The organism is uncultured Mailhella sp., from assembly GCF_944324615.1.
Lineage (GTDB): Bacteria > Desulfobacterota > Desulfovibrionia > Desulfovibrionales > Desulfovibrionaceae > Mailhella.
In genome coordinates, this window is sequence record NZ_CALUWY010000046.1 from 1 (window position 1) to 21893 (window position 21893).

Genomic DNA, 21893 nt, shown 5'->3' on the forward strand with positions numbered 1-21893 from the left:
AGGGTCTGCGCACCCTTGAATTCCGTGCCCACGGAACCGCTGAGGTCGGCGGAGCCGCCCACAAGCCCGGGAAGCACGGGCGCAAAGATGTTGAGGGCGTTCTTGCCCGCCGCACGGGTGGCCACGGACTTTTCCTCGGCAGCGGCGGCTTCCACGGCCGCACGGGCGGCAGCGGGCCAGGCGGCGGGAAGTTCGCCCTTCATGCGGCGGCGAAATTCCGCGGCAAGTTCAGGATAGGCCTTCTCATAGGCGGCGAACATCTCTTCCCAGGCCTTCTGGGCGGCCGCGCCCTTTTCGCGGGCATCCCACGCGGCATAGATCTCCGCCGGCACGGTGAAGGGTTCTTCGTTCCAGCCCATGGCCGCGCGGGCGGCAGCGGCTTCCTCGGGGCCGAGAGGCGCGCCGTGGCAGGAGGCCGTGCCGGCCTTGCTGGGCGCAAAACGGCCGATGACGGTCTTGCAGCAGATGAGGGAAGGCTTGTCCGTCACGGCCATGGCTTCGCGTATGGCCATGTCCACGGCCTCGCCGTCATGGCCGTCCACACCGCGCACCACATGCCAGCCCATGGCCTCGAAGCGGGCGGGCGTATCGTCGGTGAACCAGCCCTTCACCTCGCCGTCGATGGAAATGGCGTTGTCGTCGTAAAGGGCGATGAGGCGGCCGAGCTTCCAGGTGCCCGCAAGGGAGCAGGCTTCCTGGGAAAGGCCTTCCATGAGGCAGCCGTCGCCGAGGAACACCCAGGTGTAGTGATCCATCACCGGGAAGCCCTCGCGGTTGAACTCACGGGCCATCATGCGTTCGGCAAGGGCCATGCCCACGGCCGTGGCTATGCCCTGGCCGAGGGGGCCGGTGGTCACTTCCACGCCGGGGGTGACGCCTCTTTCCGGGTGGCCCGGAGTCTTGGCGCCGAGCTGACGGAAGGAGCGGATGTCGTCCATGGAAAGATCGTAGCCTGTGAGGTGCAGAAGGGAATACAGCAGCATGGAGGCGTGACCGTTGGAGAGCACGAAACGGTCGCGGTCGGGCCACGCAGGGTCGGCAGGATTATGCTTCAGAAAACCACGCCACAGAGATTCCGCCATATCGGCCATGCCCATGGGGGCTCCGGGATGCCCGGACCTGGCTTTTTCTATGGCGTCGATGGAAAGGGCGCGGATGGCATTGGCAAGTTCTGCGCGAGTAGGCATAAAAGCGGTCTCCTTAGGGTAGTACGGAAAAATTTTTCAGCAGCCGGCGGCGGCCATGAACGCGGCAAGGCGTTCGCTGAAGGGCGGATGGCCGAAAAAGGCGGAACCGGAAACCAGAACGTCGGCCCCGGCCTCCGTCAGGGCTTTCGTGTTTTCAAGGTTCACGCCGCCGTCGACCTGCACAAGGCAGTCGCTTCGTCCGGCCGCATTGAGTTTTGCCCGCAGTTCCGCGACCTTGCGGAAGGTGGCGGGCAGAAATTTCTGTCCCCCGAAGCCGGGGTTCACACTCATGACCAGTGCCATGTCCACATCGTCCAGCACATAATCGAGCACGCAGAGCGGTGTGGAAGGGTTGAGCGCCACGCCCGCCTTCATACCCAGGCGGCGTATTTCCGCAAGCGTGCGCTGAAGGTGCGTCGTGGCTTCGGCATGAACCACGAGCATGTCGGCCCCCGCGGCCCTGAAATCGGCCAGGTAGCGTTCCGGACGCTCTATCATGAGGTGCACGTCAAAAAAAAGACCCGACGCCGCGCGCAGGCCTTTGATGACATGTTGACCGAACGTCATGTTGGGCACAAAATGCCCGTCCATCACGTCCCAGTGTACCCACTTCACTCCGGCCTGTTCCAGTTCCTGCAGGGTTTGAGCCAGTTTTCCGCAGTCGGCGGAGAGAAGCGAGGGCGAAAGTATCATGAACGGTTCTCCTTGGACGGGTTGGAGGTGAGCAGGGCGCGTATGTCCGTAAGGGAACGCACGATGTCCCGCAAAAAGGCCTCATCGGCCCCGGCGAGGGAGGCGGGGCCGGACGAAAGGGCCTCGGAGAGAGGGGGCACGGCCTGACCGGAAAGGACGCGACGCGCGCCTTCAATGGTCATGCCCTGTTCGTGGAGCAGGGAACGTATCCTGCGCAGAAGCTCCATGTCGCTTTCCGTGTACAGGCGCTGGCCCTTGGGCGTGCGCACGGGCTGAAGAACAGGGAACTCGCCTTCCCAGAAACGGAGCACGCTGGTCTGAAGGTTCAGCGCACGGGCGGCTTCCCCGATGCGATACAACCTTCCCCCCTGCGGCTTCTTCCTGTGCATGTCCCTTTCCTTGCTCTGCGATCTGAAAAAATGGCACTGCAAATACTTCCGATCGATCACGGCTGCTCCACAAAAAGAAGAGAAACGGCTTGCGGACCGACATCTGCGTCCAGCACGATAGTCTACCTTTCCTGAAAAAATTTCCAGAAAAAAATCAGTGAAGCAGCGCTATTCTCACGAACCTTCCCAGTATGACACAGAACTGGGGCAGAATGATGACAACGCGCCCGCTTCCTTTTTCTCCCTGAAATTACTGCTCGCCCCCGTCCAGCGACAGGGCCGCGCGCTGCGCCTCAAGCTCCGCAATCTGCGCTTCCAGTTCGCCGAGTTCCTCAAGGCCCTTTTCCGAACGCTCCTCAAGGTCGTGAAACTCCTTGAGCAGGGCCGTGGCCTTGGCGCCGTCGGCATAAATGTCGGGATCGGCCAGGAGCTTTTCCACCTCGTCGTGGCGGGTGAGCACCTCTTCCAGCGCCTTTTCCTTTTCCTCGTACTTCGCCTGAAGGGGCCTGAGCTTCTTGTACAGGGCGTTGCGCTGCTCGGCCTGTTCGCGCTTGATGCGCTTCAGATCCTCGCGGGAAAGGCCCGGCGCAATCTTTCCCGGGGCGGCGGCCCGCGTCTCTTCCGCTTCCTGCCGGGCCTGCGTGCGCGCGGCGCGGCGGGCCGCGTCGTACTGGGCAAAGCCTTCCTTGTACACCGTGATGCCCGTATCATCCACGGCCCATATCTCGTCCACGGCCTCCATCAGAAGATGCCTGTCGTGGGCCACCACAAGCAGCGTGCCGTCGAAGGCTTCCAGCGCCTCCACCAGAGCGTCGCGGCTTTCCAGATCGAGATGGTTGGTCGGTTCGTCGAGCACCAGGAAGTTGCAGCGGCGCAGGAACAGAAGCGCCAGGGCAAGGCGGCTTCTCTCGCCGCCGGAAAGGGATTCCACGTTCCGGTCGAAATAGCCCTGCCCCAGCATGAAGAGGCCGAGCACGCTCATGAGTTCCTCTTCCGTGGTGTGCGGGTCGGAAAGACGGCGCATTTCACCGAGCACCGTGCCGCCGAGGTCCAGCGTTTCGGCCTGCTGCTGGCTGTAGTAGCCCATGCGCGTGGAGGAACCCATGCTGAAGCTGCCGCCCGTGCGGGAGAGCCTGCCCGCCAGAATCTTGAGCAGCGTGGACTTGCCGCAGCCGTTGTGCCCCACAAGGCCCACCCTCTGCCCGCGGAACAGGGAAAAGGTGAGCGGCGGCCAGAGCGTGGTTCCGTCGGGGAAATGGAAGGCCAGTTCGGAGGCGGCAAGCACCACCTTTTCCGAAGGTGCGGCCTCGGGCCACTTGAAGGAAAGTTCCTTCCTCTTCGGTTCGGGCCGGTACTGTTCCAGCTCCTTTTCCAGCTTCTTTGCCTGCTTCTGCCGCGAACCCGCCTGCCGGGCCTTGGTGGCCTTGGCCTTGAAGCGGCGCACAAAATCCATCTTGTGCGCTATCTCGTCGGCTATCTGCTTGGCCTCCCTCTCGCGCTGCTCCTCTATCTCTTCCTGAAGTTCAAGGAATTTCGAGTAGTTGCACTTGCGGAACACAGGCTTTGACGCACCAAGATACAGAACGTGCGTGCCCACATGGTCCATGAACACGCGGTCGTGGGCCACAAAGACCAGCACGCCCTTGAAATCCATGAGGAACTCTTCCAGCCATTCCACGGCCTCAAGGTCGAGGTGGTTGGTGGGTTCGTCGAGAAAGAGCACGTCGGCCCCGGCGGTGAGCACGCGCGCAAGCTTCGCCCTTTCCCGCCAGCCGCCGGAAAGCTGCCTGATGGGGAGCTTCCACTTGTCCTTCACGAAGCCGAGGCCGGACAGCACCGTCTGCGCGCGCTGTTCGGGGTTGTAGCCGTAGCGCGTTTCCAGATCGTGCTGACGCGCCATGAGGCGGTTCATGGCCGCGGTATCCCCCGCTTCCTGCGCCTTTTCCCATTCCTGCCAGAAGTCGCCCCAGTCGGGCAGAGCCGCCGGCACCGAGTCCAGAAGCGGCACGCCCAGCGTGCCTTCATCCAGCAGCTGTTCCACATAGCCCACGCGGCATTCGCGCGGAATGATGACGCGCCCGCCGTCCGGCGCGGTGCCCCCCGCCAGCATGCGCAGAAGCGTGGATTTGCCCGTGCCGTTGGGACCGCATACGCAAAGGCGCATGCCGTCCACGATATCCAGCGAAAAGTCGTTGAAGATATCGCGGCCGCCGTAAGACTTGGAAAGATTCTGGATGGTGATGTTCATGGCAGAAAGAGTTGTTGCGTTATTTCACACGGCGCGGCATGCGCGCCAGAAGCGGGAAGGCGGGCCGGCCTGCGGCGGATGTTCCGCAGGGCCCGGGAGCAGGGAAGCCTTAACGTCACGTTCCTTCCGCGCAGGCCTCTGCCTGCGGAGAAAAAACAACGACGCCCGCACCCCGGAAAGCATCCGTGTGCGGGCGGCATGGAAAGCCATGCGTCAGATTTCGTAATCCACGCTTTCGGGGTCTTCCCCGCGCGCGGCGGCCAGGCGGGCCTGACGGGCCGCTTCCTGCTTGCGTTCGCGCGTGCCCAGGGGAATGAGGGCGTCCCAGTCGGCGCTTCGTTCCTGAATGCGCGTGAACACCAGAAACGCGGTGTGCGCGCTCATGCGGTCGGCCGGGCGCAGGCGGCCGGGCACCACCTTCCAGGGGCGCACCAGCACTTCGCATACTTCCGTTTCCTCAAAAGGCCCTATTTCCAGCGCCGTGATGAGCTGGGAAACCTGCTCCACCGTGGGCAGAAGGAAGGCTATGGGCGCGCCGGGCACAAGAGCCTCGCGCGCGGCGTCGAGGTACTCCCACGGGGTGCGCACATCGAGAAAGAGCGCGTCGCCCTTCTTCCCGTTCAGGCATTCCGGGTCGTCCACACCGAAACCGTCGGCAATGTCCCTGTGGTGCAGGGTGACGTTCCTGCCCACGCCCGCCCATTCCAGGTTGCGCCTGGCAAGCTTGTGGAATTCCTCGCGCGCCTCGAAGCTGTGCACATGGCCTTCGGAGCCGGAAAACCACGAAAGCGCGATGGTGAAGCCCCCGGAGCCGGAACCGGCTTCCAGAATGGTGCGCCCGTTGCCCACGCCGAGCTTGAAGCAGATAAGGCCCATGTCCTTGGGATACATGATCTGCGTCTGACGCTTGATGCCCATGACGAGATCGTGAAGCTGCGGCTTCTCCAGCCGGAAGGGCACGCCCTTGGCCGTGCGCACTTCCGTGCCGAATTCCGCCTCCACCACATCGCAGGCCCGCATGACGCCATCCTGCGTATGCAGATCCTGCCCCTGTTCGATGCGGTAGATGTGCCTTTTTCCGCGGGGAGAGGCCAGAATGACAAGGTCGCCGTACTGAGGCATAATGATTCCTGATTATATGATATGGTTGAAGAAATACTCATACAGGCGGCGCAGAAAGAGCGCCATGCCCACAACCTTCGCCTGATCGGGTTCCTTTCCCGCGCGGGAAAAGAGTTCGCGGGCCGTGGGCGTGAAATCGTCCGCCCCGCTTTCGGGCAGGAAACGGGCGATGTCGCGCACGAGCACCATGTAGGTGTCGGCATCCTTCAGCTTCGGCCAGAGCGATTCGAGATAACGCTCATAGGCCTTTTCCGCGTTGTCCGGCACGGCCCTCTGCATGGCCAGACGCCACAAACCCACGCAAAGCGCCGAAAACACGGGCTGAAGAGCCCGCCTTGCGGAAAAGGCAAGGCGGCCTGTGCCGAGAAGATGAAGAAAGGCGGGAAAATCCGCTTCCGCACTCAGGGCCTCGAAGGTGGCCACCAGTGCTTCCGGGCCGGAATTTCCGGCCTGCGGATCCACCACCGTGCCGGGAACGCGCACGGCTCCTACTCACCTTCCGCCGGAGCGGCGGCTCCTTCCTGCGGGGCGCTTCCGCCTTCCGGCGAAGCACGGCGACGGGAACGACGGCGCGGCCTGCGGCGACGGCCTTCACCTTCCTGAACGGGCGCAGCTTCCGCGGAAGGGGCTTCGCCCTGCTCTTCCGTCTTCTCAGGCTTTTCCGCACCTTCGGCAACCTCCCCGTCCTGCTCCTTTCTGCGGGAGCGGCGACGGGAACGGGACTTCTCCCCGCCTTCCTCGGAAGAGCCTTCGCTCTTTTCGCGGCGTCTGCGGCGGGGGGATTCGGCATCCTTTTCCGCGCGGGCACGGGGCAGCGACTGCTCCATGCCGAGGCTGCGCTGATAGTCCGCATCCAGAAGAAGCGCCAGAAGAAGCAGCTGATCCTCATCCTCACCGCGGGCCAGATCCTTCACCAGGGGAAGGTAACGGCGCGCACGTTCCAGCTGAAGCCCGGTGCAGGCGCGGCGGCGCGCATCCAGAAGCGCGGTTTCCCTGCGCCCGGCGGCAAGGGCCACATCCTCATCGGTGGGGTTGGGAAGGGGCGTGATGTCGATGCGGTAGAAGGAGGCAATGCGCTGAAGCTCCATCTTCTCCATGATGTCCACCAGAGAGATCACGGTGCCCGCAGCCCCCGCACGGCCGGTACGGCCCGCGCGATGGATGTAGGATTCCCTGTCTTCCGGCGGTTCGTAGAGAAACACATGGGACAGATCCGGGATGTCGATGCCCCGGGCCGCCACGTCCGTGGCCACCAGAAGGCGCACCTTGCCCTCGCGCAGGCGGGAAAGCACTTCCTCGCGCCTGTTCTGCGAAAGGTCGGCCGAAAGCTCGTCGGCATTGTAGCCGAAGCCCTTGAGCACGGCGGTGACGTAATGAACGTTGGACTTGGTGTTGCAGAAAATGATGGCCGAGGTGGGGTTCTCGGTTTCCATGAGGCGCACCAGCGTGCGGTCCTTGTCCATGCGGCCGCATTCCACATAAAGATGCTGGATGGTGGCCACATGCACCTGCCCCTGGGAGAGGCTGAGCATCTGCGGATCACGCAGAAATTCCCCGGCAAGGTTCAGAACGTGCTGGGGATAGGTGGCGGAAAAAAGCGTGGAAAGCAGAGGATGCTTCGGCAGATAGCGCTGAATTTCCTTCATGTCGGGGTAGAAGCCGATGGAAAGCATTCTGTCGGCCTCATCGAAAACAAGGGCGCGCAGGGCATCCAGAGAAAGGGTGCGGCGCAGAAGGTGATCCAGCACGCGGCCGGGCGTGCCCACGATGAGCTGCACCCCGGAACGGAGCGCCTCAAGCTGACGGCCGTAGCCCACGCCGCCGTACAGGGCGGCGGCGGAAAGACCCGTTCCTTCCAGAAGCAGGGCCGCCTCGTGTTCCACCTGACTTGCCAGTTCGCGCGTGGGCGCGAGAATGAGCGCCTGAGGCTTTTTTTCCTCCGGGTTCAGCAGAGAAAGAAGCGGCAGAAGATACGCGCCGGTTTTGCCGCTGCCCGTGCGTGACTGCACCATGAGATCGCGCCCGGCCATGAGATAGGGAAGCGCATGGGCCTGTACGGGCATGAGGCGCGTCCAGCCTGCGCGGGCGCAGGCCTCGCGCATGATGTCGGGCAGCTCTTCCAGCGAGCAGGGGGGGAGAGAATCTTCAGGAGCCGTGATGTGCAGCTCCTCTTCGTTTTTTATGGTATCCGGCATATCGAATCCTGATAGTAATGAAGAAAAAAATGACATACCTTGAAAAACATGCTATCATACCCGATTCTTCCGCGCTTGCCAAGCGCGGCCCCCCGGGGTGCCCCTGCGCGGGGCTCTCCAGAGCCTGCACAGACAGAGCCTCTGCGACGCAGAGGCTTGTCTGACCTTGCCGGAGCCCGGGCAACACCGTGGCCCGCCCTTTCCATCGCCTGTGCGACGCAGAGGCACATCGCCTCCGGGCACACGGTACAGGGCGCAGGGCCTGCACGGTTCGAGCCTTGCTTACGGCGGAAGTACATTCCGCCTGCATCCCCCGGCCCTGCCGCCTGAAGGCAGCCCGGGAGCCCGGAGCGTTGATACGCGGCCCACCTTTGGCAACGAAAGCCTCTCCGGCGTTGCAACACGGCCCTCCTTTCCCAAGAAAAAACAAAAGAAACTCACGCGTTGTGCAAGCCGTGCCCCCCCCGCAGAAGCCGCTGCTCCACTCCCCTTTTCCTGAAATCTCTTCCTTTGTCCCTGTTTTCCGGCGCAGGCCGGGGGCCCGGAGCGTTGATACACGGCCCACCTTTGCCCATGAAAGCCTCTCCGGCGTTGAAACACGGGTATTCTTTCCTCAGGAAAAACAAAAGAAACTCACGCGTTGCAAACCTCACGGCAGAACAGTGCAAAAAACGCTGCTCCACTCCCCTTTTCCTGAAATCCTTTCCTTTGCAACGACTGCCCGGCGCAGGCCGGGGGCCCGGAGCGTTGATACACGGCCCACCTTCGCCAACGAAAGCCTCTCCGGCGTTGCAACACGGGTATTCTTTCCCAAGGAAAAACAAAAGAAACTCACGCGTTGCAAACCTCACGGCAGAACAGCGCAAAAAACGCTGCTCCACTCCCCTTTTCCTGAAATCTCTTCCTTTGTCCCTGTTTTCCGGCGCAGGCGGAAAACAGGCGGCCTGCGTGAGCGGGTCCGGCAGGACACGCTCACACTGAGGATGCAGCCGCAGCGGGGTATGCCGGGGCTTTCCGCCTGCGAAGAACGAGCAAAGCAGCGAGTCGAAGGAGTGCCTTTGCGTGCCCCCACGTTCGGCCCTGCCGGATGAGGGGGCCGGGGGGAATCATTCCCCCCGGCGGGGTGCGGGGCGGCGCCCCGCCTGCCTTTCCTTGCCTTTCCTGCTTTTCCTTGCCGCAGGATACGAAAAGCCCGCCTGCCGGGAGACGGCGGGCGGGCCTGGAAAGGCGGAAGGCCGGGAGCATTACAGTTTGTTCTGCTTGATGACCTGCTTGGCGCGGGCGGCTTCGGGGGCCTTGGGGTATTTGCGCGTCAGTTCGGTAAGGCGCTGTTTGGCGGCGGCCTTCTTATTGAGCTGGAGGAAGGACATACCCTGCTTCAGGTAGGAAGCGGGGGCCTTGACGCTGTTGGGGTAGCCGGAGATCACGTTTTCGTAGGCCAGGGCGGCTTCGGCGTAATTCTTCAGCTGATACTGGCATTCACCCTGCCAGAACCAGGCATTGGAGACCAGCTTGTTCTTGGAATAAGTCTTGGTGAAATCGCTGAAGGAGCGCAGAGCGGCCTCGTACTGGCGGTTGTTGAAGGACTGCATACCGTTGTCGTACAGGGCCTGCGCCATATCCACATTGCTCTGAGGCTGGGCGGCGGGAGCAGCGGGGGCGACGGGGGCTGCGGGCTGGACGGCGGGCTGTGCGGGAGCAGCGGCCGCGACGCCGGGAACAGCACCGGGCACGGCGCCGGGCACCATACCGGGAGCAGCGCCGGGCATACCCTGCACGGAGGGATCGGGGGTGAGCTGCAGGTCAAGGGCCATCTGGCTTTCCACGAGGCGCAGGGCGCGGTCGTGCAGGGCCACGGTATCGGCCAGCTTCTGCGCGCCGCCCGCACGCTGCAGGGCGTAGTTGATGGTATCGAGCTGACCGCGCAGTTCGGCCACTTCCTGGCGGAGTTCCATGAGCTGAGACCAGCTGTCGGCCTGATTGGTCTGGCTGCTGCTCATCTGGCGGTTCATCTGATTGACCTGAGCCTGCAGAGCGTTGTGCTCACTGGTGGTCACGCAGGCAGTAAACATGAGGGGCAGAGACAAAAGGGCAAGGTTGCGGCCCCATCTCATAAGATCCATAACCTTTTCTCCTGAATGGTGTGTGCGGGTGGTACCCGCTCCCGTTGCACGAAGGTTCCGGCCGGGAACCGCGGTTCCCCCTGATACGGCCGGAAGCAAGACTGTCAATGTGTTATGCCTGCGGCTTCCGCTTCTCGTCGGGGCAGCCGAAAGACCAGTCGCTTCCCGTGCCGGGCACGGCTTTTTCCGACCTTTCGGGCTTCCCGGGCTCTTCCTGCACAAAAGAGGCTTCGAGTGCGGCAGGCGCAGCTTCCTCTGCAGCGGCTTTTTCCCCGGCGGCCTTTTCCTCGGCCGCGCGGGCACGTTCCGCCTCGATTCTGGCGAGTATGTCCACCTTTTCCCTGCTGGCGTGCTTTCTGCCCACAAAGTAGTAGGCAAGGCCGCCGAGGCAGGGAATGAACACACAGGCCATCATCCAGCGGTACTTTTCCCGGGGCGTGGGAAAATCGTGATACATGGCGTGCTTGAGCGCCCACATGTTCGGCAGGGCCGGAACAATGAGCATGAGAAGCTGTTCACTGCTGAGGTCGGTAATGAGCATGGCTAGTGTTTCCCCTTTTCTTCAGGGCTCTGCCGCAGAAGCACGAGGGCCGCGGCGGCCACTCCCAGGCAGATGGCGATGTCGGCCACATTGAAGGCCGGCCAGTGCCACTCGCCCCAGTACACGTCCAGAAAGTCCGTCACCGCGCGGAAGCGGATCCTGTCCACAAGGTTGCCCACGGCTCCGCCGAGAATGCTCCCCATGCCGAAGAAAAGCATGCGGCTCGGCGGCGAGGTGCGCACGATGTGCACGATGACGCCCCCCACCACGACGGCGGCTCCGAGAAAGAGCCAGAACTGCCAGCTCGTGTCTTCGTTGTTCAGAAAACCGAAGGCCGCGCCCCGGTTCAGCACATGCACGATGTTGAAGCACCCGTCAATAACGGAAAAGCCGCGGCCGGGCGCGATGCCGGCCGTTATGGCCGCCTTGGTGAGCTGATCCAGCACAAGCCAGATGAGCGCCACCAGGGCGACCAGGCCGTAACGCTTTGTTTCCTTCACTACGCTTCCCCGCCCTGTTTCGCTTCAAGCTCCCTCATGACGGAAGCGCAGCGCGGGCACAGGGTGGGATGCGCCGGATCGGTACCCAGTTCCTCCGAGTACATCCAGCAGCGTTCGCACTTTTCCCCGCCGGCCTTCTTCACACGCACGGCAAGGCCGGGGCATTCGTCGAGCTGAGCGGTGGAAAGGGCGTCCACAGGGGCATCCTTGAAGGGGGCGATGTCGAGCTGCGACACGATGCACACGGAACGCATGTCGGCGCCGCTGTCGGCAATGGCGGAGCGGAGCTTGTCATCCACATACAGGGTCACATGGGTATCCAGCGCGTGACCGATGACGCCGTCCTTGCGCAGAGGCTCGATGGCGCGGGTGACGCCTGCACGGATATCCATGACCATTTCCCACGCGCCGCGCTCATCGTCGGAGAGGCGGAAGCTGGAAACGTCCTTCTGCGGCATGGCGAACACCGTGACCACGGGCCTGCCGTCCTTGTCCACGGGCTTGAGGGCCTCGGGGATGTGACGGAACACTTCCTCGGCCGTGAAGCTCATGATGGGAGCCATGTCGCGCAGCATGATGAGCAGCATCTGATACAGCGCGCTCTGGGCGGAACGGCGTTCCGCGCTGTCCGGCAGGGAGGAATAGAGGCGGTCCTTGAGCACGTCCAGATAGAAGGCCGAAAGGTCGGTGGCGCAGAGGCCGTGCAGGCCCTGGAACACCTTGTGGAACTCGTATTCCTGATAGGCGGTTTCCGCGCTTTCGTGGAAGGCGGCCACAAGGCTCAGGGCATAGCGGTCCAGAGGCTTCATGAGCTGGAACGGCACAAGATCGGCGGGGGTGAGGTCGTGAATGCTGCCCAGCAGGTAGCGGCAGGTGTTGCGGATGCGGCGGTAGGCGTCCACAAGGCGCTTCATGATCTCTTCGGAATAGCGGATGTCCTCACGGTAATCCACGGAAGCGACCCACAGGCGCAGCAGTTCCGCGCCGTACTTGTCGATGACTTCCTGCGGGGCCACCACGTTGCCGATGGACTTGGACATCTTGCGGCCCGTGCCGTCCACCACATAGCCGTGGGTGAGCACGGCCTTGTAGGGCGCGATGTCGCGGGTGCCCACGGAAACCAGCAGGGAGCTGTGGAACCAGCCGCGGTGCTGATCGGAACCTTCCAGATACAGATCGGCGGGAACCTTGCCTTCGGGGCGCTGTTCCATGACCGCGGCAAAGCTGGTGCCGGAGTCGAACCACACGTCGAGGATGTCGTCTTCCTTTTCCCAGTGCCTGCCGCCGCAGTGCGGGCAGACAAGGCCTTCGGGAGCGATTTCCTCCACGCCGTGCTCGTACCAGTAGTCGCAGCCCGTGGGATGGGTGGCGAAGCGGGAGGCTATCTCACGCATCCAGGCCGGGTCGTTCCACACTTCGCCGCAGTCCTTGCAGATGAGGGCGAGAATGGGCACGCCCCACATGCGCTGACGGGAAATGCACCAGTCGGGACGCGATTCCACCATGTTGTAGATGCGGCCCTGGCCCCAGGAGGGAATCCACTTCACCTTGTTCTGGATGGCGTCCAGCGCCTTGCCGCGCAGGTTGTTGGGTTCCATGCCTATGAACCACTGGGTGGTGGCGCGGAAGATGACGGGTTCCTTGCAGCGCCAGCAGCAGGGGTAGGAATGGGAAATATCCTGCCTGGCCAGAAGGTGCCCCACTTCCTCCACCTTGGCGATGACGGCGGGGTTGGCGTCGAACACCTGCATGCCCGCAAAGAATTCCACGGTGGGCAGGAAACGCCCTTCGTCATCCAGCGGAGAATACACGTCGAGGCCGTACTTCACGCCCACTTCGTAGTCCTCGCGGCCGTGGCCGGGAGCGGTGTGCACGCAGCCCGTGCCCGCGTCCAGCGTGACGTGGGTGCCGTTGATGATGAGCGAGGGACGGTCGATGAAGGGATGGCGGGCCTCAAGCTTTTCCAGCTTGTCGCCCGTGGTTTCACCGAGCACGGTGTAATCGCTCCAGCCGAAGGTCCTGGCGCAGCCTTCCACCAGTTCGGAAGCCAGGATGTACTGACTGCCGCCCTGCTCCACAAGGGCGTAGCGGAGTTCGGGGTGCACGCACACGGCAAGGTTGCTCGGCAGCGTCCAGGGCGTGGTGGTCCAGATGACGATGTAGGCACGGGAAACGTCGGCGCCGGGGAAGACTTCGGCAAGCCTGGGATCAGGCAGGGGGAAGCGCACATAAATGGAAGGCGAGGAAAGATCGCGGTATTCCACTTCCGCTTCGGCAAGGGCCGTCTTGCAGTGGCAGCACCAGTAGATGGGCTTCTTGCTGCGCACCACGCCGCCGCGTTCCACAAAGGTGGCAAGTTCGGCCGCGGTCACGGATTCATAGGCCGGATCCATGGACATGTAGGGATGTTCCCAGTCGCCCAGCACGCCGAGGCGCTTGAATTCCTTGCGCTGGATGTCCAGGAACTTCTGGGCATACTGACGGCAGCGCTTGCGGATGACGTGGGGAGGCAGATCCTTCTTCTTGTCCCCGAGTTCCAGTTCCACATTGTGCTCGATGGGCAGACCGTGGCAGTCCCAGCCGGGAATGTAGCCGGTTTTCCAGCCCATGAGGTTGCGGGACTTGATGATCATGTCCTTGAGGATCTTGTTCAGGGCCGTGCCCAGATGAATATGGCCGTTGGCATAGGGCGGGCCGTCGTGCAGCACGAACTCGCCGCGCGAGCCGGAAGCGTCCTGCATAAGCTGGAACACATTGTTTTCTTCCCAGAATTTCAGCGTTTCCGGTTCCTTCTGGACCAGATTCGCCTTCATGGGGAACCCGGTGACGGGCAGATTCAGCGTTTTCTTATATTCAGCCATGAGGCTTCCTCCGGGCGCGACGATACGCCATGATATTCTTGCAGGCGGAAGCCGGCAGGCCCCCGCCGAAAGCAGACAGAAAAAGGTATGTTTTCCCGCATCAAACACAAATGTCAAGCTTCAATTTCCCCGCCCGTGCCTCTGCGGGCAGGGCATGGCGGAACTTTTCCGGCCCCTTCGCGCAACATACGGAAAATGCAAAAAAAAGCTCACGAGCCGATGCTTGACGCAGCACCCGCCGCTCCGTATGGTGTAATACAAGCAAGACGAGGAGGAGAACATGAAAAAGCTCATCGTTCTCGGTACGGGAGCGGCCAATACCCTGCATTACTACAATACCTGCTTCATGCTGCAGGGTCCGCAGGGCGGCCTTCTGGTAGACGGCGGAGGCGGCAACGGCATTCTCGTTCAGCTGAACAAGGCGGGCATTCCCCTCACGGAACTGACCGATCTTTTCGTCACCCATGAGCATATCGACCATTCCCTCGGCGTCATCTGGCTTGTGCGCATGATCTCCTCCCTTTTTCTGCGGGAAAAGAGAAGCGACATCTTCCGCATCCACTGTCATGCGCGTCTTGCGGAAAAACTGCGCTCCATCTGCCAGTTCACCCTGAGTGAAAAGCAGTTCTCCCCCGTGGGAACCAGCATCCGCTTCGTTCCCGTGAAGGACGGGGAACAGCGCTCCATCGCCGGGCATACGGTGACCTTCTTCAACACCCACTCCCGCAAGGCGGAACAGTACGGCTTCCACATGCAGGACCCGAACGGTCAGCGCATCGTCTGCACCGGCGACGAACCCTGTCAGCCCGTCTGCGCCCATTATCTGGAAGGGGCGGACTGGCTCTTCCACGAAGCCTTCTGCCTGGAATCCGACGCCAGAATCTTCCGGCCCCACCTCATAGGGCACGGCACCGTGCGCGAAGCCGCCCTGCTTGCGCGCAAACAGCGGGTGAAGAACATCGTGCTCTGGCACACCGAAGATTCCGCCACCCTCGGCACGCGCAAGGAGCGCTATACGGAGGAGGCGGCCTCCGTGTTCCGCGGCGGCATTTATATTCCCGACGACCTGGAAGAAATAGAACTCTACTGACAAATGCGTCAGCAAACGAAAAGGGGGCCTGCGCCCCCTTTTTTTTGCTGAAAGGCACCGCACTCAGGCCGTGCGCAGCAGTTCCCCCGCCGTGCGACGGCAGGCAAAATAGGCGGGAAGCGCGGCGGCCACGCATCCGCAGCCGAAGGCCGCAAGCACCGCAAGGCATTCCCGGGCGGAAAGGGAAACGGCAAGGGCCACCCCGGTTTCCGCCTGTATCCACATGCTTGCGGCGGAGGCCATCATGCAGCCGAGGCCGAGACCGAGCAGACAGCCCGCCAGCATGATGCCCGAAACCATGAGCCACACGCTCACGGCAAGAAAGCCGTGGGAAGCGCCCAGGGCGCGCAGAAGCGCCAGGGACTTCACGCGCATGGCCACGGCAAAGAAGCCCGAGACCAGGGCCGCGGCAAGGGCGGCCGCCTGTGCGGCGCTGGTGAGCATGAGCATGACGTTGTGCATGTCTTCCAGCGTGCTGAAAAGCCGGGTGAGCACCTCGCCGGAGAACACGGCCTGCGTGTCGCGCGCATTGAACGCCGCGCGCAGGCGGTAGGCATCCGCCACGGTGACGGGCTTGACCACCACCACGGAGGAACGGCCCGTGCCTGCGCCGTGCATGTTCCACAGCGCCTCTATGGGCACCACGATGGCCCTGTCCCACGGGGTGCCGGTGGCGGGCATTTTCCCCACCACGCGGAACATGTGCTCATGGGCACGGGAGGAGCCGTCCTCATCCAGCGCGGCTTCGGCCACGCTGCCGTGACTCGGGGCAAAGCTGTCCCCTTCCTTCAGGGGCACGCCCGCGCCCACCACGGCCTCGTCGGTATTGAGAAACATGCGGCCGGAGGCAAGGGGCCTTCTGCCGCCGAGATTGACCAGTTCCGAAGAAGTGCCCGCAAGGGGAAAATCGCGCCAGCGGTCGCCGAAGGCAAGGGGCGCGGCCCAGCGTATGCCGCCGTGGGACTTCACTTCCTCAAGCATGCCCTCGGGCAGGAGGGAAAGGGCTTCGGGCCTGAGGTACACCGCGCCGAGCACCAGATCCACGGCGCTGCCCCTGGCGCCCACAAGGAGGTCGAAGGCGTCGGCGGATTCGGCCATGCCGGAACGTATGGCGCGCTCCATCATGGAAACGGCGGGGCTGAGGCTCCCGGCAAAGGCCAGCACCAGAGCAAGCGCCAGCGCGCCTCCCCAGGAACGGCGGAACTCTCCGCGCAGAAAAAGAAAAGGATTCATGAAAGCTCCTGAAACGATGACTGTATCTGCCGTACCCGCATAAAGCGCCCCGGCCCGCGCACGGCGGGCGGAGCTTCACAGCTACTTTTCCTTCAACTCGTCATCCAGCCCGGAGAGGAGACGGCCGCGCTCCAGGCGGAAGCACCTGTCCATTCTGCCGTGCATAACCTGCTCATGGGTGACCACCAGCAGGGTGCAGCCTTCCGAACGGGCCAGATCCACCAGCTCGTCGGTGACAAGCTGGGCATTGCTGCGGTCCAGGCTGGCCGTGGGTTCGTCGGCCAGAAGCACCGACGGCCGGAACAGCACGGCCCGCGCCATGGCCACACGCTGCTGTTCCCCGCGGGAGAACACGCCCGCCTCGGCTTCCAGATTGCGTATGCCGAGCCGCCGGAGCAGATCCCGCGCACGGCTCTGCAACTCTTCAGGAATGGAAACATGGCGGAACGTGGCGGGCAGAAGCACGTTCTCCAGGGCCGAAAGCTGGGGAAAAAGCTGAAAATCCTGAAAAATCATGCCGACATGCCTTCCCCGCCAGGCGTCGCGTCCGCCTTCGGGCATGGCGCACAGCTCATCCTGCCCCCAGCGTATTTCCCTGCCCTTCACATCGTCGGGCAGAATAAGCCCGCAGAGAATGTTGAGCAGCGAGGTCTTGCCGGAGCCGGAATCGCCGTAAATGCCCGCCAGCGTGCCGCCGGGAAGAGAAAGTTCCGGAATATCCAGCACGCGGCGCATGCCGGCGCCGTCCTGAACGCTGTAGCGGATGTTCTTCAGGTAAAGAGCGTTGTCCATAACTCCTCACAACGTATGGAAGGTGGCGTTTCTCAGACGCATCTGACTCACGAAGCCGGTATGCTCGTCCGTCCAGGAGCCTACTTCCAGCTCGCCTTCCACCTCTATGACGGCATTGTTCTGCACAAAGCGCTGCTTTTCGGAAAGGTAGACCACCAGAATGTTGTCCGGCCAGTCCGAATCGGAGGAACAGAACGGACACAGCGCCACGGGTTCGCGGGTGAGCACGAAGAAATCGGCGTCCGCCTTGAGGGGCGGCGCCATGAAGCCGCGGATGGTCACGCGGCTGCCTTCAAAGGAACGCACCTTGTCGGAAAAGCGCAGGCCGAGCGCCCCGCCTCCGCTGTAGAGTTCGTCGAAATTCAGGCGGTTTTCCGCCGCGGCCCACGCGCTCTGCACGCCGAGCAGAAGACAGAGCAGGAGAGTCAGCCAGGTTTTCATGTCGCTTCCCGGGGAAAAAAGGTTCGTGGAGCCTGCCGGGGCCGGGCGCGGAACGCTTCCGCAGCTCCGGCAAAAGGCGCCCCGAACATTCAGGGCGCCTTCATTGTCATGGAAAGGGGGCACACTCCCCCTTTCCCCATCCGTCATCACTTGCCGAGAGCCATGGCCTCGGCCATGATGCGGAAGATTTCCGTGCTGTTCATGAAGCCGTGGATCTGATCGGCGTTCGGACCTCTCGCGCCCACCACGAGGTCGTCGATGGAATGCACGCCGGTGGATTCGGTGCGGGGCAGGTTGCCGGGCACGAACTGCGCTCCGGGAATGTCCTTGTAGGCCGCGTTGGCGATGTAGTGGCCGTTTTCATCCTTCACCGCAGGAACGAAGGGGCCGTCGATCTTGGGGCGGTAGGTTTCGTAATGGTCGGGATAGTTGCCGATGAAGGCGGCAAGGCGCCTGGACACGTTCACGTCGTCTGGGTAGCCGTCGCCGTCGGCGTCCTTGTAGTTGGGATAGCCCGCGGCCGCGTAGATGCCCACCTTGTCGCGCATGAGTTCGCCGGGAAGGTTGTCGTCCACCGTGCCTATGATGCTGAGGGCATGGGTATGGTCACCGGTGACGATGAGCAGCGTATCGGGGTTGGCGTCGCAGAAGGCCTGAGCCTTGGCCACCACCTTGTCGAACATGATGGTATCGTAAATGGCGCGTTCCCAGTCCAGCGGATGGGTGTACTTGTCCACGAGACCGGCTTCGAGCATGAGGAAGAAGCCGTTGGGATTTTTGGAAAGCACCTTGAGGGCCGCATCCATGGAATCCGTGAGGTCGGGCTGATCCGGGAACTTGGACACCGTGCCCTTCTTGAGCTGCTTGCGGTCCAGAGCGCCGTCGAGGTTGCCGGTATGGAAGAGGCCGAGCAGGCGGTCGGGCGTCTTTTCCATGACCTTCAGAAGTTCCGTGCGCGTGGTGGCAAGGCTGTAGCCGGCCTTGCGGAAATCTTCCACATAGTCCTTTTCATCCTTGCGCTTGGAACCGGGCACCGTGCGGGGCAGGAAATAGGCGGAACCGCCGCCGATGAGCACTTCGGGACGGATGCCCGCGAACATGCCCACAATGGCCGCCTTTTCCGAACGCTTGCGCGTGTGGGAAACCACTGCGGCGGGGGTGGCGTCTTCAATTTCCGCATCGGACACAATGCCTATGGACTTGTTCGTCTTGCGGCGCAGAATTTCGGCAATGGTTTCCTGGCGCGGGTCGTCGAAGGGATCCTTCGTGCGGTCGGCATACACGCCGATGGCGTTCACGCTGGACTTGTGGCCCGTCATGTAGGCGGAAGCGGTGTTGGCCGAGTCGGCGGCAATGGAATCCACGCTGCAGGTACCGAGCATGCCGGTATAGGGCAGCGTATCCATGGAAAGATACCCGTTGTACATGCCGTTGGTCACGCCCTTGGAAAGCAGGCGCGCGCCCGTTCTGTGGCCCATGCTCAGGCCGTCGGCAATGAGAAGGATGACATTCTTGGCGGAAGCCTTTTCCGGCGTGCCGTACACGTCCCATTTCGCCAAGGCTTCTTCCTTGCCGTCCTTCGCGCTCACGGTATACTTGCCGGGCTTCAGGGTCACATTGCGCAGCAGTATGGCCGAACCCTTGCCTTCTTCGTTTTTAATGAATTCCGGCTTCGCGCCGAACACGTCGGCCACGCTTCTGCCATTGATGCGCACATTCGCGTCGGCCTCCTTCAGCTCCCGGTCGAACTCCACCTTGAAGTCGAACTTCGCACCGCCCAGAAAACGCGCGGTGTCCACGGGGTAGATGGCGGGCGCAGCCTGCGCCGTGGCCGAGAAAAGCACCATGCCGAGACAAAGCGGCATGATCGAGGTGATCTTCATAACATCCTCCACAGGTTGTTTTCCATTGCGGCCACTATGGCCGAGGCCTGTTTCGCTCCTGTGAAGGCGTGATGATTTCTTTATGAAGAAAGAAGACGCAAATGTGACAACGCCCGCTTCTGCTCCCCTGCCGGAAGCAGGGATTGCGGAAAGAGACACGAAAAATGAAGCGGAAAAACGCAGTCCTGCCGTTGTAAAACGGGCCACAGAGGCCTTCTGGCAGAAAAAAGAGGAAAAACTGCCCGTATGCAGGGCAAAAAAACGCGGATTTTCCCCACAAGACGCCGCAACCCTGTTCCCCGCCTCAAAAAACAGGCCTTTTCCCCTTAAAAAGCCCCGCACGGCCCCTGTGAGGCACAAAAAAGCCCGCCTCCCGGGCCTTGAAGGCACAAGAGGCAGGCCGTACATGCAGGATGGATGCCCTGCGGGCCGGTCAGGCTTCGTTCTTTTCTTCCGCCGGAGCCTGCTCAATGGGACCGAAGCGGCCCTCGTATTCCTGCAGGGTGCGGATGAGCGTGGCCGCAAGGCGCTTGGCCCCCTGGGGCGTCATGGCAATGCGGTCCTGCATTTCCACCACCAGATTTCCGGCCAGAGAGGCATCGGAGGAAGGTTCCATGCGGCTCACCCCGCAGTTCAGAAAAATTTCCCCTTCCGCGTAGCGCACCTGAAAGGCGTTGGCGTAGGAAGTGCGTATGGCGGCCGTTTCCACATGAAGGCCGATATTCCTTTCTTCAGACATAACTTTCCTCACTGATGGACAATGCTTCCACGCAGGCAGAAGCTTTTTTCCGCTCCTGCACAGCGCGCGTTTCTGAAATCATGCAGCCCGCCCGGCGGGCGCCGGGCCGGAAAACGCCTGTGCCCACGGGCGGAAGCTGTTTTTCTTCCGCCCGGAGAAGACGCCCCGCCGGACAAAGGCGCCGGAATCATCCTGCAAAGAACGGCCTAGCGCCCGCTCTTCTTTCCTTCATCCTTTTTGATGGTCACGGTGGGCAGATCGGCGAACTTCACCTTGCGCTTGTTCACCCGGGAAAGAATGGTCTTCGTGTAGTCGGCCTTGTCCCAGTCGCCGGCCACCACCATGCTCCGCGAGATGACCAGGGACACGTCGTTCTGCTCGCGCCACTTTTCCACTTCCTCCACAATCACGGCCTGCACCGCACGCATGGCGGCCTGACGCTCCACCTCCATCTGCCGGTTCAGCACGGCAAGGCCCTGAGCGTAAATCTTGTTCCGCTCCTCCTCGGAATCCTTCTTGTGCGCGTCGCGCAGCTTGTCGAAGCCCTGCTGAAGCACCTCCTGCACCTTTTTAAGATGCGCCTCGGCCTGTTTCCCGGGCTGGGATTCCGACATGATGTACTGCATGTCCACCGAAACCACGTCCGGCTTTGCTTCCGCATCGGCGACATACAGGGAAAACACAAGCACGGCAACGACTGCCGGAAGAAAGAATACTCTGCGCATGATGATACCCCCCCAGGGTTGATCTTTGTCTTTTCCGGGCGCACGCGCATGCGCTGCGCGGCGCACGAAAGAGGGCATGAACGGCCCCTTCCCCTGCTGTACACGAGCATGTCCCCCACCGCAAGGACACAACTGGAGAAGAAGAAAAAAACTCTTCCTTCCCTGCGCCGCAACGCCTTTTCGGGACATGCCCCGCCCGGGAAAGACCGCGGCACGGCCCCTACCCGGTCTTCACGCCGGGGCAGGCCGCAGGTCGTGAAGCCAGCGCGCGCATACTCATGCCCTGCTGCGCGCCGGGCACGCCGTGCGGCCAGAAGCCCCGCGTGCAGAGACCTTCCCCGGCAGAGAATTTTTTCAGGACACGGGAAAGGCCTCCCTATCAAAGCGCCCCCTGCGGCACGGCACAGGGGCCTGCGCAAAGCGCCGCGCCCTTTCCCCGGCGCATGCCCCCCCCTGTCATCGGTAATCATGATGCCGAAAATTATTCGTTCCCCCGGCGTATGGAGAAAAACCGTGTCCTCCTTCCCGGGGCAACACTGGGGATACCGTTCCCCCGGAACATGGGAAAACACGCTTCGTACGGCATGGGCCGGCACTGCCCCTGAACTTCCCCGGCGCATGGGGAGGTGCACGAGAGAAAAAACGCACCTACACCTGCCCCGGCACGATGAGGCGCGGTGCCCGGCACCTGCTGCACCTATCCGGCAGGGCCTCCCCGCCTTTCCCGCACGCAGGGACGTTCCTGCCCTTTTGCGAAAAGGATATTCCGGGACATGCCCGCTTCCCCACGCAGCGGGACACGCCTCCCCGGCGGAGACATATGCCCCGCGCAGGAGCCGCCCCCGCACGGCGGGACGTCTGCCCGTTCCGGCCGAAAATACAAATGTCGGATTCCCCTGCGCGCCGGAACCTCTGCCCTTTCCGCCATGGAAAGGCGGACGCATGGGCATGGCCGCACCCCGGAAGATACCGGTGAGGAAGATGCCACTCCCCCGCCTCACATGCCCGCCTTTCCCGCACGCAGGTACATGCCTGCCCTTTTGCAAAAAGGATATTCTAGGTTCAGGACTCATTAAATATAAAAGATGACAATGGCAGCGAGACAAATGGCCGAAAAGAACGTGTGTGCAC

At 62.5% G+C, this 21893-nt stretch carries 18 protein-coding genes; 1 reads left to right on the plus strand and 17 read right to left on the minus strand.

The features are described 5' to 3' along the window. From Q0K07_RS09450 to ileS, 11 genes are all read right to left on the minus strand, one after another. Positions 1 to 1187 (minus strand): transketolase (locus Q0K07_RS09450; protein WP_294558733.1); only part of this gene is annotated, 1187 nt, incomplete at its 3' end. 36 nt (positions 1188 to 1223) lie between these two features. After that, positions 1224 to 1880, minus strand: a complete 657-nt coding sequence (gene rpe / locus Q0K07_RS09455) for a ribulose-phosphate 3-epimerase (protein WP_294558735.1) — start codon at positions 1878 to 1880, stop codon at positions 1224 to 1226. Beyond that, complete coding sequence (locus tag Q0K07_RS09460) at positions 1877 to 2269, minus strand: MerR family transcriptional regulator (protein WP_294558737.1); 393 nt, start codon at positions 2267 to 2269, stop codon at positions 1877 to 1879. Before Q0K07_RS09460 ends, rpe begins: the two co-directional genes overlap by 4 nt. A gap of 250 nt (positions 2270 to 2519) precedes the next feature. After that, positions 2520 to 4517 carry an ABC-F family ATP-binding cassette domain-containing protein gene (locus tag Q0K07_RS09465; RefSeq protein ID WP_294558739.1) on the minus strand — a complete coding sequence of 666 codons (1998 nt, stop codon included), beginning with the start codon at positions 4515 to 4517 and terminating at the stop codon, positions 2520 to 2522. Between the two features lie 213 nt (positions 4518 to 4730). Next, positions 4731 to 5639, minus strand: coding sequence for a tRNA (adenine-N1)-methyltransferase (locus Q0K07_RS09470; protein ID WP_294558741.1), 909 nt, complete (start codon positions 5637 to 5639; stop codon positions 4731 to 4733). 12 nt (positions 5640 to 5651) lie between these two features. Beyond that, on the minus strand, positions 5652 to 6122 hold the full coding sequence (locus Q0K07_RS09475) for a hypothetical protein (RefSeq protein ID WP_294558743.1): 471 nt from the start codon (positions 6120 to 6122) through the stop codon (positions 5652 to 5654). 5 nt (positions 6123 to 6127) lie between these two features. Further along, positions 6128 to 7834 carry a DEAD/DEAH box helicase gene (locus Q0K07_RS09480; RefSeq protein WP_294558745.1) on the minus strand — a complete coding sequence of 569 codons (1707 nt, stop codon included), beginning with the start codon at positions 7832 to 7834 and terminating at the stop codon, positions 6128 to 6130. 1244 nt (positions 7835 to 9078) lie between these two features. Then, positions 9079 to 9957: a tol-pal system protein YbgF gene (ybgF, locus tag Q0K07_RS09485; RefSeq protein ID WP_294558746.1), complete on the minus strand. Its 879-nt coding sequence runs from the start codon at positions 9955 to 9957 to the stop codon at positions 9079 to 9081. Between the two features lie 112 nt (positions 9958 to 10069). Next, the gene (locus tag Q0K07_RS09490; protein WP_294558748.1) at positions 10070 to 10498 is read right to left on the minus strand and encodes a PLD nuclease N-terminal domain-containing protein; all 429 of its coding nucleotides are present in this window, start codon (positions 10496 to 10498) and stop codon (positions 10070 to 10072) included. A gap of 2 nt (positions 10499 to 10500) precedes the next feature. Continuing rightward, positions 10501 to 10998 (minus strand): signal peptidase II, encoded by a 498-nt coding sequence (gene lspA / locus Q0K07_RS09495; RefSeq protein WP_294558749.1) that lies wholly within the window; start codon positions 10996 to 10998, stop codon positions 10501 to 10503. Continuing rightward, positions 10998 to 13859, minus strand: a complete 2862-nt coding sequence (gene ileS / locus Q0K07_RS09500; RefSeq protein ID WP_294558751.1) for an isoleucine--tRNA ligase — start codon at positions 13857 to 13859, stop codon at positions 10998 to 11000. Before ileS ends, lspA begins: the two co-directional genes overlap by 1 nt. Positions 13860 to 14139: 280 nt before the next feature. On the opposite strand from ileS, the gene Q0K07_RS09505 reads away from it, so the two are divergent. After that, positions 14140 to 14949 carry an MBL fold metallo-hydrolase gene (locus tag Q0K07_RS09505; RefSeq protein WP_294558753.1) on the plus strand — a complete coding sequence of 270 codons (810 nt, stop codon included), beginning with the start codon at positions 14140 to 14142 and terminating at the stop codon, positions 14947 to 14949. Positions 14950 to 15012: 63 nt separating this feature from the next. Here the strand turns inward: Q0K07_RS09505 and Q0K07_RS09510 are convergent, their stop codons facing one another. The 6 genes from Q0K07_RS09510 to Q0K07_RS09535 form a co-directional block, all read right to left on the minus strand. Further along, entirely contained in the window at positions 15013 to 16182 is a 1170-nt protein-coding gene (locus Q0K07_RS09510) for an FtsX-like permease family protein (protein WP_294558755.1), read from the minus strand. Positions 16183 to 16263: 81 nt separating this feature from the next. Next, positions 16264 to 16974 (minus strand): ABC transporter ATP-binding protein, encoded by a 711-nt coding sequence (locus tag Q0K07_RS09515; RefSeq protein WP_294558757.1) that lies wholly within the window; start codon positions 16972 to 16974, stop codon positions 16264 to 16266. Between the two features lie 6 nt (positions 16975 to 16980). Then, positions 16981 to 17415, minus strand: coding sequence for a hypothetical protein (locus tag Q0K07_RS09520; protein WP_294558758.1), 435 nt, complete (start codon positions 17413 to 17415; stop codon positions 16981 to 16983). Positions 17416 to 17561: 146 nt separating this feature from the next. Continuing rightward, positions 17562 to 19298 carry an alkaline phosphatase gene (locus Q0K07_RS09525; protein WP_294558759.1) on the minus strand — a complete coding sequence of 579 codons (1737 nt, stop codon included), beginning with the start codon at positions 19296 to 19298 and terminating at the stop codon, positions 17562 to 17564. 433 nt (positions 19299 to 19731) lie between these two features. Beyond that, on the minus strand, positions 19732 to 20037 hold the full coding sequence (locus tag Q0K07_RS09530; RefSeq protein ID WP_294558763.1) for a DUF3467 domain-containing protein: 306 nt from the start codon (positions 20035 to 20037) through the stop codon (positions 19732 to 19734). Between the two features lie 206 nt (positions 20038 to 20243). Then, complete coding sequence (locus Q0K07_RS09535) at positions 20244 to 20762, minus strand: OmpH family outer membrane protein (protein WP_294558764.1); 519 nt, start codon at positions 20760 to 20762, stop codon at positions 20244 to 20246. Positions 20763 to 21893: the final 1131 nt, after the last annotated feature.